The sequence below is a fragment of the Azorhizobium sp. AG788 genome, from assembly GCF_943371865.1.
GTDB lineage: Bacteria > Pseudomonadota > Alphaproteobacteria > Rhizobiales > Xanthobacteraceae > Azorhizobium.
This window is the reverse complement of record NZ_CALRWL010000008.1, coordinates 21257-35179: the sequence shown is the minus strand read 5'-3', so window position 1 is coordinate 35179 and position 13923 is coordinate 21257. Positions and strand designations below refer to the sequence as shown.

Annotated in this window: 13 protein-coding genes; 10 read left to right on the top strand and 3 right to left on the bottom strand. The window is 66.2% G+C overall.

From position 1 onward, the window contains the following. The first annotated feature begins 84 nt into the window (after window positions 1-84). From AAG816_RS07050 to AAG816_RS07015, 8 genes are all read left to right on the top strand, one after another. The gene (locus AAG816_RS07050; RefSeq protein ID WP_341988866.1) at window positions 85-519 is read left to right on the top strand and encodes an HIT family protein; all 435 of its coding nucleotides are present in this window, start codon (window positions 85-87) and stop codon (window positions 517-519) included. 756 nt (window positions 520-1275) lie between these two features. Further along, window positions 1276-2406 carry an ATP-grasp domain-containing protein gene (locus AAG816_RS07045; RefSeq protein ID WP_341988865.1) on the top strand — a complete coding sequence of 377 codons (1131 nt, stop codon included), beginning with the start codon at window positions 1276-1278 and terminating at the stop codon, window positions 2404-2406. A gap of 88 nt (window positions 2407-2494) precedes the next feature. Next, entirely contained in the window at window positions 2495-2953 is a 459-nt protein-coding gene (gene folB / locus AAG816_RS07040) for a dihydroneopterin aldolase (protein WP_341988864.1), read from the top strand. A gap of 119 nt (window positions 2954-3072) precedes the next feature. Beyond that, window positions 3073-4062 (top strand): class 1 fructose-bisphosphatase, encoded by a 990-nt coding sequence (locus tag AAG816_RS07035; protein WP_341988863.1) that lies wholly within the window; start codon window positions 3073-3075, stop codon window positions 4060-4062. Between the two features lie 51 nt (window positions 4063-4113). Continuing rightward, window positions 4114-4794 carry a ribulose-phosphate 3-epimerase gene (gene rpe / locus AAG816_RS07030; RefSeq protein ID WP_341988862.1) on the top strand — a complete coding sequence of 227 codons (681 nt, stop codon included), beginning with the start codon at window positions 4114-4116 and terminating at the stop codon, window positions 4792-4794. A gap of 185 nt (window positions 4795-4979) precedes the next feature. Further along, window positions 4980-6593: an acyl-CoA synthetase gene (locus AAG816_RS07025; RefSeq protein WP_341988861.1), complete on the top strand. Its 1614-nt coding sequence runs from the start codon at window positions 4980-4982 to the stop codon at window positions 6591-6593. 9 nt (window positions 6594-6602) lie between these two features. Continuing rightward, the gene (locus tag AAG816_RS07020; protein WP_341988860.1) at window positions 6603-7394 is read left to right on the top strand and encodes an enoyl-CoA hydratase; all 792 of its coding nucleotides are present in this window, start codon (window positions 6603-6605) and stop codon (window positions 7392-7394) included. A 688-nt stretch (window positions 7395-8082) separates the two neighbouring features. Further along, window positions 8083-8508 (top strand): OsmC family protein, encoded by a 426-nt coding sequence (locus AAG816_RS07015; protein ID WP_341988859.1) that lies wholly within the window; start codon window positions 8083-8085, stop codon window positions 8506-8508. A gap of 57 nt (window positions 8509-8565) precedes the next feature. Here the strand turns inward: AAG816_RS07015 and AAG816_RS07010 are convergent, their stop codons facing one another. Further along, a complete protein-coding gene (locus tag AAG816_RS07010; RefSeq protein ID WP_341988858.1) occupies window positions 8566-9264 on the bottom strand; it encodes an esterase in 699 nt (232 codons plus the stop codon). A 143-nt stretch (window positions 9265-9407) separates the two neighbouring features. On the opposite strand from AAG816_RS07010, the gene AAG816_RS07005 reads away from it, so the two are divergent. Then, window positions 9408-9602, top strand: a complete 195-nt coding sequence (locus tag AAG816_RS07005) for a hypothetical protein (RefSeq protein ID WP_341988857.1) — start codon at window positions 9408-9410, stop codon at window positions 9600-9602. A gap of 53 nt (window positions 9603-9655) precedes the next feature. Here AAG816_RS07005 and AAG816_RS07000 read toward each other — a convergent pair whose 3' ends face one another. Next, entirely contained in the window at window positions 9656-10354 is a 699-nt protein-coding gene (locus AAG816_RS07000; protein WP_341988856.1) for a GntR family transcriptional regulator, read from the bottom strand. 232 nt (window positions 10355-10586) lie between these two features. Between AAG816_RS07000 and AAG816_RS06995 the strand changes: the two genes are divergently transcribed. After that, the gene (locus AAG816_RS06995; protein ID WP_341988855.1) at window positions 10587-12263 is read left to right on the top strand and encodes a radical SAM protein; all 1677 of its coding nucleotides are present in this window, start codon (window positions 10587-10589) and stop codon (window positions 12261-12263) included. 35 nt (window positions 12264-12298) lie between these two features. Here the strand turns inward: AAG816_RS06995 and AAG816_RS06990 are convergent, their stop codons facing one another. Beyond that, a complete protein-coding gene (locus AAG816_RS06990) occupies window positions 12299-13849 on the bottom strand; it encodes a glycosyltransferase family 39 protein (protein ID WP_341988854.1) in 1551 nt (516 codons plus the stop codon). Window positions 13850-13923 lie beyond the last annotated feature (74 nt).

Genomic DNA, 13923 nt, shown 5'->3' with positions numbered 1-13923 from the left:
CAGGCGCGGATCGCCGGATGGGGTCAAACCCGCTTGACCCCCGCCGCCGCGCCTGCGATGCGCTTCCAGAACCAGGAGACATCCATGAGCGAAGCGCCAACTTACGATTCCGGCAATGTCTTTGCGAAGATCCTGCGGGGCGAGTTGCCCGCCTACAAGGTCTATGAAGACGACCACACCCTGGTCTTCCTCGACATCATGCCCCGCTCCCCCGGCCATGCACTGGTGATCCCCAAGGCGCCGGCCCGCAACATCCTTGATATCGCCGCCGACGATCTCGCCCATGTGGCCAAGGTGGCCCAGAAAGTGGCGCGGGCGGCGAAGTCGGTATTTGCGGCGGACGGCATCACCCTGCAGCAGTTCAGCGAAGAGGCCGGCGGCCAGGTGGTGTTTCACCTCCACGTCCATGTCATCCCGCGCTTTACCGGCGTCGCCATGAAGCCGGCGGCCAGCGAGATGGAGGCCGGAGAGGTGCTGGCGGAGCATGCGGCGCGCCTCAAGGCCGCCCTGGCCGGCTAGCGGTCGCGAGCGGAGCGGCTCGCAGCTCGCGGAGAAGAACCGACAAAACAAACAGATAGAGACTTCCACCGGTTCAATGAACCGGGGGGAGTTCTTGAGACCGGCGTTTTTAGTCCCCAGGACATGGCTGTTCCTCTGTTTTGGTGACGCCAAGCCTTGGTGGAAAACCGTCTCCCGCGTTCCGCTATTCCGCGGAGCGCCCGATCGGCAACGCCCTGTCTTGGGCCGGATGGTGCGGCGCACAGACAGTGGCTTTTGCTGGCGAGAGGCAGTCGCTATGCTGGTGGGGCACGTCAGGCTTCGAAGTGGCGGGGGAAACGGGGCACGATTGCTTTAAGCGTCATGCCGCTGCCAGGTTCGAACGTCCCACGGGAATGCGCGCACCGCGTTCGTGGCTGGCCAGCCCGCAGCGTCGGGTCTGTTTTTGTCCCTCCACGCCCAAGCGGGCGTGGCTGGATCGAAGGGCGCCGCACCGGTGCCCGTCCGCCGGCGTTCCATCCCGGAGCCGGATGCCACGGAAGCGTGAGGAACTGGGGCTGAACCAGGGCTGAGATCCTCTGCGGGGTGAGAGAACGAACCGGGCGCCGGCCGCTCCTTCGGTCGCCTTGGATTGGAACGTGCAACCGGGATGTGACGCCCTGGCCAGATTGCCCAGCCCGGCCCGCTTGCCCGCGGCCGGTTCCACCATCCCTCGCCGCCCAGCGGGACGATGGCCGACATCAGTTTCCTTCACGCGCACGGATGGATTGCTCGTTCATGGATCTTGCCGTCATCGCATTGTCTGCCCGCCCCCTGGTTGCCAGCGCCGCACGCGCGGGCTTGTCCGCTCTTTCCCTGGACCTGTTCGCCGAACTGGATACCTGCGCCAAGGCCGCGCGCTGCGTCCGGGTCCATCGCAAGAACGGCTCCGGCTTTGACGGCGACGATCTGATCCAGGCCCTGGCCAGCCTGGCCCCCACCGGCCTCCCGGTGGTCTTGGGCGCGGGACTGGAGGATGATCCCGCGTTGATGGAGCGGATCGCCGAGCGCAACCCCATTCTGGGCAATGCGGCTGACACGGTGCGGGTGGTGAAGGACCCCATCGCCCTCGCCGCTCTGTGCGGCACGCTGAAGATCCCGTTCCCGCCGGTGACGCTTGCCGCGCCCGATGCGGCCTTCGCCGTGGGGCCGACCCTGGACAAGGGCATCGGCGGCTGTGGCGGCGGCCATATTGTGCGCCGCGCCGAAGGCGATCTCTCCGCCCCCGGACCCAATCGCTATTTGCAGCGGGAGGTCGCCGGCCAGCCCTATTCGTTGATGCTGTTGGCCAATGGCACCACGGCGACCGTGGTCGGCATCAGCCGGCAATGGCATGCCCCCGATGCCGCGCATCCCTTCCGCTACGGCGGCTCCGTGGGCCCGGTAGACCTGCCGTCCCGCCACGGCGCAGCCATCCGGCAGGCGGCGGAGCGCTTGGCCTTGGCCTGCGGCTTGGTTGGGCTTGTCTCGGTGGATTTCATCGTCGACCAGGACCGCTGGTGGCTGCTGGAGATCAACCCGCGCCTGAGTTCGGCCCTGGACCTGTTCGACCTCGACCCCATGCCGCCACTTCTGGGGCTGCATCTGGCCGCATGCGGGGGCCGTATGCCCAGCGGCCTGCCCACCGCGCCGGGTCGGCGGGCGATGGCGGTGCTGCTGGCTCCCCATGATCTGGTGGTGCCGGATGGCCAATGGCCGGCCTTTGCGGTGGATCGCCCGGCCCCGGGCGCTGCGATCCGGGCCGGGACGCCGATCTGTTCGGTTCGCGCGAGCGGAACGAGTCTCCAGGCCACCCAGGACCAGATCAGCCAGCGCTTGGCGGAGGTGCGGGCCGTGCTGGGGCTGGCGCCGGCCGACCTGATGGTGTGATCCCGGCGCCCGCGCCGGCCCGGCACCTTCCCCCGCTTGCGCCGGACCACGCCGCTGTGCTGACATTTCCCTGACCCAAGAGGGCTTCATGAGTTCCAGTCTCCCCGACGCCAGCGTCCCCGCCGCCCTTACGTCCGAACTGGTGACGGCCGACACCCAGTCGGGCCCAGATGCTTGGCGCGCGCGCAATGACCGGGTGTTCCTGCGCGATGTGCCGTTCTTCGGCCGGCACGGCGTCTTTCCAGAGGAGCAGGTGCTGGGGCAACGCTTCGTGCTGGATGCGGACTGGTGGCTGGATACGCGCCCGGCCGCCTGGGCCGACGATGCGTCGCTCACGGTTTCCTACCAGGCGGTCTATGACCATATGAAAGCGGTGGTGGAAGATCAGCCGGTGCATCTGCTGGAGACATTGGCCGAGCGCATCGCCACTCGCCTGCTGGATCATTTCCCGGCGGTGGAGCAGGTGCGCGTCGTGGTGCGCAAGCCCGGCGCCCCCATCAGCGGCGTGTTCGGCGACGTGGGAGTCGAGATCATCCGCACGCGCTGAATCCAGGCATCCGGCCCGCGGGGAAGCTTCGGCGCCCGCCATTTAATCAACCGGCGGACGTGACGGGGCCGCCGGCTTGCGCCATAAGAGCGCCTTCGATGCGCACAAGGAGAGACGCTGTGAGCGAGGTGGTGACCCTTCAGGCCTTCCTGGATGACTGGGCGGGTGCGGACCCCTTGCGCTGCGCCGTCGCGGCCACCGTCGAGCGTCTGGCGGAAGCCGGCATCGCCATTGCCGAGTTGGTGGCCCGCGGGCCGCTGGCGGAAGAATTCGGCAAGGTGCGCGGCGACGATCTCAATGCCGGCGGCGACGCCCAGAAAGAGCTGGACGTGATCGCCGAGGAGGAACTGGTGGACGCCCTCGGCCGCGCGCCGGTCGCCTTCATGGCCTCCGAGGAAAGCGAGACCCTGATCCCGCTCGACCCGCACGGCCGGGTGGTGGTGGCGGTGGATCCGCTGGACGGCTCGTCCAACATCGACACCAATGTCTCCGTGGGCACCATCTATTCCATCCTGCCCTATGACGCGGAGCGTCACGTGGATCCAACCGCGGCAGTGATGCAGAAGGGCTCCGCCCAGATTGCCGCCGGCTTCCTGGTCTATGGCCCAGCCACGGTTTTGGTCTCGACCCTGGGCGACGGCACCCAGGTGTTCGTGTTCGATCACGACACCGGCGCCTTCCTTTTGGCCCGCGAGCGGGTGGAAATCGCCCCGGCGTGCAAGGAATACGGCATCAACCAGTCCAACGTGCGCCACTGGGCCCAGCCGACCCAGCGCTATATCGAGGACTGCCTCGCCGGCAAGGACGGCCCGCGCGGCAAGGATTTCAACATGCGCTGGGTGGGCTCGCTGGTGGCGGACGCCTTCCGCATCTTCACCCGCGGCGGCGTCTATCTCTATCCCGGCGACAAGCGCAAGGGCTATGCGGACGGTCGCCTGCGCCTGATCTATGAAGCCAATCCGGTGGCCTTCGTCACCGAGCAGGCGGGCGGATCGGCCACCGACGGCACCACCCGCATCCTCGACATCGAGCCGCACCACATTCACCAGCGCATCCCGCTGGTGTTCGGCTCGCGCGAGGAAGTCGCCCAGATCGCCAGCTACTACTGACACCTGAGACCCATAGACGGGACGCGCGCGCCGCGCCCGACGGAGCCTGCCATGACGAGCCCCCTGATCGCGCCCTCCATCCTCGCCTCCGACTTCTCCCGTTTGGGCGAAGAAGTGCGGGACGTGGCCGCGGCAGGGGCGGACTATATCCATCTCGACGTGATGGACGGCCACTTCGTGCCCAACATCACGTTTGGCCCCGACATCATCCGCGCCCTGCGCCCGCACACCGACAAGGTGTTCGACGTGCATCTGATGATCTCGCCGGTGGAGCCCTATCTGGAGGCGTTCGCCGCCGCCGGCGCCGACATCATCACCGTGCAGGTGGAAGCCACCGACCATCTGGACCGCTGCCTGCAGGTGATCCGCGGCCTCGGCAAGAAGGCCGGCGTGGCGCTGAATCCAGCGACCCCGGAAGATGCAATCGCTTATGTGCTGGACCGGCTCGACCTGATCTGCGTGATGAGCGTCAATCCCGGCTTCGGCGGGCAGGCCTTCATCCCCGCCGTGCTGCCGAAGATCGAGCGCATCCGCGACATGATCCGTGGCCGCGACATCCGCCTGGAAGTGGACGGCGGCGTCAATCCCGCCACCGGCGCCCTATGCGCCAAGGCCGGCGCCGACGTGCTGGTGGCCGGCTCCGCCGTGTTCAAGGGCGGCATCGAAGGCTATCGCGCCAACATCGCCGCCATCCGGCACCAGGCCGCCACTGCCGTGGGCCTGGTGGCCTGAACCCAACGGCCCGTCGCCCGCCGTGGTGGGCGATGGATCTTGACCTCAGCAATAAAAAAACGTTCGATCGTTTCCTAGCTTTATTCCGCACGGGCGATCCACGTCCGGTGGTCGATGTGCCTTGCCAAATCAGGGCGCCAAGGAAACGATGAGCGCTCGCCAGAGGGCGCCGGAGGACACCGCCCATGCTTCCCCAGGCCGAGCGCTATGACGACCTCGTACGCGCCTTTCGCTGGCGCATCCCCGCCCGCTTCAACATGGGGGTCGCCTGCGTGGACGCCCATGCGGATGGCTCCGGCAAGCCGGCCTTGGTGTTCGTGGAAGAGACCGGCGGCGTTGCCACCTATTCCTTCGATCAGTTGAAAGCCCTGACCAACCGCTTCGCCAATGCCCTGCTTGGCAACGGCCTGGCGCGCGGCGACCGGGTGGCGGTGTTCCTGCCCCAGGCGCCGGAAACCGCCATCGCCCATCTGGCCGCGTTCAAGGCCGGGTTGATCTCGGTGCCGCTGTTCACCTTGTTCGGCGATGAGGCGCTGTCCTATCGGCTCGCGGCGGCGGGCGCCAAGGCGCTGGTGACCGATCTGGCGGGCCTCGCCAAGCTGTCGCGGGTGCGCGACCAGATCCCCGATCTAACCCATGTGTTCGTCATCGGCCCCGACCGGGGCGCCGGCGATACCCTGTCGTTCGATCAGGCTCTGGCTGCAGCCTCGGACAGCTTCCAGCCGGTGGACACCGGGCCCGATGACCCGGCAATCATCATCTTCACCTCCGGCACCACCGGCAATCCCAAGGGGGCGCTGCACGGCCACCGGGTGCTGCTGGGCCATCTGCCCTGCGTCCAGTTCGTCCACCAGGGCATGCCCATGCCCGGCGACTTGCACTGGACCCCGGCGGACTGGGCCTGGATCGGCGGCCTGTTCGACGTGCTGTTCCCCACCCTCTATCTCGGCGTGCCGGTGCTGGCCCATCGCGCGAAGAAATTCGACCCCGACGCCGCCATGGCGCTGATGGCCGACCATCAGGTGCGCAACGTGTTCCTGCCTCCCACGGCGTTGAAATTGCTGCGGCAGGCGGATGTGCGCCATCCCGGCCTGAAGCTGCGCTCCCTGCTCACCGGCGGCGAGACCCTGGGCGCCGAGCTGGGCGCCTTCGTGCAGGAGCGCCTCGGGGTGGAAGCCCGGGAGATCTATGGCCAGACCGAATGCAATCTGGTGGTGGGCTCCAACTCCTCTTTCTTCCCCATCCGCCCCGGCTCCATGGGCAAGGCCATCCCCGGCCACGATGTGCGCATCGTCGACGAGGAGGGCCAGGAGGTGCCGCCGGGTCAGGAGGGCCATATCGGCGTGCGCAAGGGCGATCCGGTGATGATGCTGGAATATTGGAATAATTCCGCCGCCACCGAGGACAAATATGTGGGCGAGTTCCTGCTCACCGGCGATCTGGGCCGGCAGGATGAGGACGGCTATCTCTGGTATGTGAGCCGCTCGGACGATGTGATCACCTCGGCGGGCTATCGCATCGGCCCCGGCGAGATCGAGGATTGCATCCTCAAGCATCCAGCGGTGGCCATGGTGGGGGTGGTGGGCGTGCCGGATCCGGTGCGCACCGAGGCCATCAAGGCCTGGGTGGTGCTCAAGCCCGGCGTCGCCGGCTCCGATGCCCTGGTGGCGGAAATCCAGGACCAAGTGCGCACACGCTTGTCGGGGCATGAATATCCCCGCTACGTGTCCTTCACCGATGCGCTACCCATGACCGCCACCGGCAAGATTTTACGGCGCGAACTGCGCCGGCTCGGCTGAGGAGCCCCCATGACGTCTTCGCCCGCCCCCGCCGACGCCGGCACGACCCGCCTCGCCATCGTCGACGGCATCGCCACCGTCACCTTCGACCGTCCGGCGGCGCGAAACGCCATGACCTGGCGCATGTATGAGGAACTTTATGCGGCCTGCGGGGCCATCGCCGCGCAGGCCGCAAGCATCCGCGCCGTTGTGCTGCGCGGCGCTGGCGGGAAGGCATTCGTGGCCGGCACCGACATCGAGCAGTTCCGCACCTTCACGGCCGATGATGCGGTGGCCTATGAGGCCAATGTGGAGACCTATGTGGCGGCTCTGGAAGCCATTCCGGTGCCCACCCTTGCCGTCGTCGAAGGCTGGGCGGTGGGTGGGGGCTTTGCCATCGCCAATGCCTGCGACCTGCGCATCGCCACCCCCGGCACCCGCTTCGGCGTGCCCATCGCTCGCACCCTGGGCAATGGGCTGTCCGCCGCCAACCTACGCCGGCTCTCGGCCACGCTCGGGGTGGGCATGGTCAAGCGCATGCTGCTGCTGGCGGAAATGCCCACGGCGGACTCAATGCCCGCCGGCTATCTGGAGATTGTGGCCGCGGACACGCTCGACGCCCATGTAGCCGAGGTCTGCGCGCGGCTGAAGGGCCATGCGCCGCTGACGCTGCGGGCCACCAAGGAGGCGCTGCGGCGGCTGGCCACCGATGCCACGCCGGCCGACGAAGACCTCATTCGTCTGGTCTATGGCAGTGCCGACTTCAAGGACGGCATTGCCGCTTTCACGGCGAAGCGCACACCGGACTGGCAGGGGCGCTGACGGCGCCCCAGGCGCGCCGCCGCAGGAGCTGGGGCCGCACGATAGTCCGGGCCCAGGGCACGCCTGTCGGCGAGAACGCCGGGGGGCAACGTCCCCGCCGACAGGACGCGTGCCCTGACCGGCAAACACTGTCACCGCGCCGAGCGCTGCGTGACGCATTGCTTACGATGTCCGGCACGGACTGGATCACGTCGAGCTTTTGCCGGATCTCCCTGCATCCCCGGGCGGCGGGCTGCGCCCTACATCCGTCGTAGGGCGCGATGGCGGCGGGCATGGCGGTTGCGCCCATTCCGGCGCAGGCTCATGCGCAGAAGTCCGCCGAAGGCGAGCGCCGTGGGCATCCCGAGGAATACCGCTGCCATCACCAAGTCGGCCATGGGGTCTGCCTTTGCGTCGGATGTGCAGCTTGAGTCGGGCCCGTACAGGTTAAGGTTGTTGGTGTGGGTTGCACCGGGCTTGCGTGATCGGAGCTGGGCCAAAAATACCGATCGCGTGGTGAGGCGAAGTGGAGGCTGCGGGCGTTGATATCCGCGGCGTCACGGCATCGCGTCGCTCGAACTCGCGAGGGCTCACGCCTCGACCGGACCGGCCGGGTCGACCTGCCGCGTGCTCGACGTCAAGTCACAGACCATCGCTCCGACCCGATGGCCACGCGATCCGCTCGGGACGGACCACAGGGAGACTGCGCATGAAGACCGAAGGTTCAGCCGTTTGGGAAGGTGGCATCAAGGATGGAAAAGGCGCCATTTCCACCAAGAGCGGCGCGCTCCAGGCTTATCCGTATGGCTTCGCCAGCCGCTTCGAGGGCAAGCCGGGCACCAACCCCGAGGAGCTGATCGGCGCCGCCCACGCGGGCTGCTTCACCATGGCCCTGTCGCTCATCCTGGGCGAGGCCAAGCTCACCGCCACCCATATGGAAACCACCGCCGAGGTCACGCTGGACAAGCAGGCGGACGGTTTTGCCATCACTGCCGTGCACCTGACCCTGCGGGCAACCATTCCCGGCACCGATGACGCGACCTTCCAGGCCCTGGCCGGCAAGGCGAAGGCCGGCTGCCCGGTCTCCAAGCTGCTCAAGGCCGAGATCACCCTCGACGCCACCCTGACCGCCTGACCGGCGGGAGGCGTCGGCCCGCGGGTTCGGCGCCTCCCCCAGGCCTCCGAAGCGCATTCAGGCGTGGGCGGCCAGCAGATCCGCCAGGAAGAAGTTCACCGCCAGAGCCACCACCGGCGGCTGATAGGCGTGCGGCCCGTTATATTCCACATAGGTCACATCATAACCCGCCTGCTTCAGCAAAGCGGAATGGGCACGCCCGCTGCGGTCGATGGGGATCTGTTCGTCCTGGATGCCGTGCGACATGAAGATCCGCGGCGCCCCCTCTTGCTCCTGCACCGACATGAAGCCGGCGGACGAGACAATGATGTGGGTGACGAACTGCCCGTTGGTGAGTCCCAAGGACAAAGCGTAGCTGCCGCCATCGGAATGGCCGGCGAAGGCGATATGGCTCGGATCCAGAGTAAACCGAGCCGCCACCTCCGCCAGGGTGGTGTCCAGCCGTTCCCGGTCCGGCCCATTGCCGGCAATGACGATATCCCAGGTGGGATAGAGCGATTGCGGCACCAGCAGCAGGAAGCCGTTGGCCTCCGCATGGGCCTCCAGCATGGGCAGGATCTTCTGCGCGCTGCCGCCGCCGCCGTGGAACAGCACCACCAGGGGCGTGGGCACCGCGGGGTCGATGCCGGTGGGCACCACCAGCACCGCATCGCGCTCCGGCCACAGGCCCAGATCATGGCGGCCTGGCGGCAGGGGCGGATTCGTGGGCGGCGAAAGGACGAAGGCGAGGCGACCCGCGAGCTTTGAATCCATCATACCAGATAATCTAAAGCCACATTTTCGCAGATCAACCGTTGTCCGCCCCCGACCAGCCCCGCCGGACACGACGGAACGAATGGGCGCGTCACCGGTTTTCCCTAGGAGAGATCCCCACATCCCCCCACTGAACGGAGCCGTTCATGACCCGTGACCCGCGCAATCTCGACCAGAACCCCCTGGTGATCGATCCGGCCAATGTGGACGCCGTGCTGCATGATCGCCCCACACCGGCCTCGCCGACCCTGAAGCCGGCGCAACACGAAACCCATGCGGAATATGCGGGAGCCGACCGCGGGACAGTGACCGGCAAGACCGAACCTGCGCCCAAGCGCTGATTGCGCGGAGCCCACTTGATGAAGGCGGGGAGGCTGTGCGCCCCGCCTGGGCGTTAGGCGTCAGCGGGCGCCTGGGCGTAAGCGGCCAGGATATCGCGGATGCCGCGCTCGCCGTCTCCGGTGGCCGTTTCCAACGCCCGCGACTGCACCGCGTCCAGATGCGCATGCATCATGCTGTTCACCCGATCCAAATCGCCTTCGACCAACGCGGCCAGCAGATCGCGATGCTCATGGACGGAGCAGTTGGACCATTGCGGGCGCCCGTATAGCCCGAGCACCAGCGCGCTGCGTCCGACGATTTGGCGCATGTATCGGGCCAGCAGCGCACTGCCGCTCATTTCGGCCAGAATGACGTGAAACTCCGCCGCCAGCCGGATGTATTCGGCGCGCCCGTCATAGATCGCGCGCTCCTCAGCCGCGATCTGCGCCTCCAGGCGTGCCACCTGCTCCGGGCTCAGTTGGCCGCAGACCCGTTTGACCACCAAGCGTTCCATATCCTGGCGGACGCTGAACAGATCGCGCGCCTCGGCGGGCGTCGGCTTGGCGACAGCGGCGCCGCGATTGGGGCGGATGTCCACCAATTCCTCGCTGGCCAGCAATTCCAGCGCCCGGCGCACCACGGTGCGGCTGACCCCGAACTGCTCGCCGATGGTGTCCTCCGGCAGCTTGGTCCCGGGCTCCAGCGCCTGCTCCATGATGGCAAGCCTCAAGGCGCGATAGATCGCGCCGGCCCGTTCCCCGATCTGCTCCATGCGCGCTCACACCTCTCGCCCCCTCCATGGCATCTGCCCGGAGATGGCTCAAGCCCCGAAGCTTCGCGCCTGCAGCATTTTCGCTCCATGCGGCGTGACGCAAGATCGGCCAGCGCAAGCCTGGAGCAAGATTGCGTTTCTAGCTGTTGATAAGAACTTCTCCAGTACGGTCACTAATATCTGTTTGTGCATTGCGTCTCTCAGACCTCCCAAATTGGATTGCGAGCTATTAATGGGACAGATCACGCAAAATTTCGTTAAATCGTCTCGAACAGGCAGAAACCTTCTTTTGGTGGTTCTTCCCTACCGCCTTGCACAACAGCTGGATGCAAAGAAGAAGGGCGCGCGGAGTTTTCTCGGCTTTCCTTACGGCGTCCTGACTATCGCCTCTTATATCGAACGGGAGTCGGAGGGCGCCCATGGCGTCCACATTCTCGATCTCAATATTCCTGCCGATCTGAGCGAAATCGATCGCATCAAATCATTCATTCTCGAGCATCAGATCGATATCGTGGGATATTCCATGTCCTACGACAATTCTTTCCCGTGGCTGCTCTCAGTCTCCGCCGCAGTCCGCACTCTGTTCCCTCACGTGATCCAAGTGGCCGGTGGCCCGGCGGTCACCACGGGCTATAACGACATCATCGAGGAAGGTGCCGCGCTCGACGCCTTGTGCTTCTCCGAAGGCGAGGTCGGCATGCAGAGCCTTCTAGACGCTGTCGATCCCTATGAAGCACTTCAGTCTGCCCCCTGGATTCTTGGTAAGCCGGTCGAAAATCGCAAGGCGCCCCATGCGGTCTACGGTGACCTCGACCTCAGCATCAGGGTCAATTACGAGTTGGTCGACATCAAAGCCTACAGCATGAAGGAGGCCTTCTCCCCCTTCGTGAAGTACTCCGAAGGCTCCAAGCAATTTTTTCTGGTGACGTCGCGCGGCTGCCCTTTCAAATGCGTGTTCTGCGCGGAGCCGCAGTTCCACGGCGCAAACATGCGCTATGCCTCGGTCGATCTCATCATCGAACATGTGGGCATGCTGGTGGAGAAGTATGGTCTCACCGTCCTTACCCTCTCCGACGACCAGCTGCTGATGAACAAGGATCGGGCCAAGGAACTGTTTCGCCGATTGGCGCAATTCAAGATCCGCATCGAGATGCCCAACGGTGTCACCTTGTCCTACATTGATGAGGAACTCGCCACGCTCATGCGCGCCGCCGGGGTCGACACCATCTTTCTAGCCATCGAGTCCGGCTCGAAGCGGGTGCTGAAGGAGATCATCGTCAAGCCCATCGCCTTTGAACGCATCCAGCCAACCATCGCGTTGCTGCGCAAAGCGGGCATCTTCACATGCGCCTTCTTTGTGCTTGGCCTGCCCGGCGAGACCGACGCGGAGCGGGAAGAAACTCGTCAATTCATCCTCGATATGGGCTTCGACTGGGCCTTCTTCAATTATGCGACGCCGTTGCGGGGCAGCCGCCTGTTCGAGCAGTGCAAGCGCAACGGCTGGTTGGCACCGGAGCATCAGCGCATCGGCGCATTGGACATGGGCGACTATGTGATCAACTCGCCGGGCATCGATAAAGAAACGCTCAAGCGCTTCATGTTCGACCTCAATCTTGAAGGCAACTTCGTCAAGAACCGGAACATGCGCATTGGCGAATACGGTCTGGCGGCGACCACCTTCAAGGAGGTGATCAACCGCCACGAGGGCCAACCCTTCGCGCACTATTTCCTGGCACAGGCCTATCGCGGCCTCGGCGAGTCCGAAAACATGATCGCCCATCATGCCCGCCGGTTCGTCGAAATCGTCGATGCCGATCCCGAATGGCTGGGGCACGCCAACCGCTGGGGCCTCAACGTCGACAGCATGCGCGCCCTAACCACCGCCCCGCGCGCTCTCGCACACGCCTGAGCGTCGCGACCTCGTCCCCAAGGACCACGATCCGCTCAGCGACAGAGCGGATCGTCAGCCTTCAGCGGCGTGATCTGCCACAGGCTCTGGCGCCGGGGCCGCAGCAAAGGCCCCCACCATTTGAACCACAGGTCGATGGAGGTGCCGTCGGACTTGGGCAAGGTGAAATTCCCCAGGCCGTTGGCGATGCCGGAAATGCGCGCGCAGCCGGTGGCCGGACGGGCGGGCGGGCGGTAGCCGGTCTCGTGGACGATCACCACCCGCGCGTTGGGAATGGCCGCCTTCAGGCGACCGGCGGACATGCGGTCGTCCGCCACCAGGGTGGGTGCTGTTCCCAGCTGGAAGTCGATCGCCGGGCGCAGCGACTTCAGCGGTTCGGCGGACACGCAGCGTCCGCACAGCCGGGAGTCCGGCCAGAGCGTCACCGCCGCCCGCACCCCCACCACACCGACCGCCACCGCCAGCAGAACGCCGAGATACAGCTTCACCCGGGTCTGCCACCCGCCCAGGCGCTCCAGTTCCGCGAACACATAGACGGTGGAGAGCAGGAAGAAGACGTGGAAATAGCGGTCGCGCAGGCTGGTGGAGCCCACCGCCAGCGCGCCCACCAGGGTTCCGACCGTCCCCAGGACAATCATGGTTCGCAACACGTGGCGGGGGGCCGCCCGTTCCGGCGTGCTCGGCAGCGCATCCTCGCCGCGGTTCAGGGGCAGGAACACGGCGGCGGCCAGGGCGATGAACGGCAGCAGATATCCCACCCAGGCGCCGGCAAACGAGTCCAGCACATGGCCGAGCGTGGCGTCGGCGGAGGGGCCGACCACTTCCGCGGTGGCGGCCACCACGTCCTGCTTCAGCAGATAGAGCGCCAGCGCATACCCGCCCAGGGGCACCGCCGCCACCAGCACCGTGAGCAGGATGCCCGGATTCAGCAACGCCCGCCGAAAGCTCGGCTCGAACAGGCTCGAAATCACCAGGACGCCCAGGAACGGCAGGAAGCCGAACTTGCCCAGGAGGCCGAACGCGATCCAGCCGCCCAGCCCCGCATACAACCAGGCCGAGGGCCGCCGGGACAGCGCCGTCAAGGTCAGGAAACTGCCGGCGATGGCCACGATCATCACGTTGGAATGGGTGAGGATGCGGTGGCTGTGGTAGCCGACGACCCACAGCAGCGAGAGCGAGAACACCGCCAGCGCCTGCAGGCGCGGGTCGGCGATCACCTGCCGGGCGACGCGGTAGACCAGGATGGCGCAGGTAAACAGCAGGCTGTAGCGCAGGATCGCATACGGCAGCGGGCCGGGGCCGAACAGCCACAGCAGCCCGTAGAGCACCCAGTCGAACAGCGGCGGATTGCGCGGGACGTAGCTGACCTGGAACGACTGGACCAGATAGCTCTCGATGGCATCGTCCACATTGATGGCCGATTCGAGCCAGATCGCCACCAAAGCGTGGACCACTGCCCAGGCGGCCACAATGATGGCAATGCCCGAGGGGCGCGCCCACCACGGCGTCGGCGCGACGGGCGCCCGGCCATAGGGCGGGCTGCCATAGCGCAATTCGTTCGGCACCGATGCGGGGGAAACGCGCACGACATCCTCCTTGGACGCTGCGTCAGAGGGCGGTTCTATAGCCGTCTTACCGGCACCTGACTATTGCAGGGAAA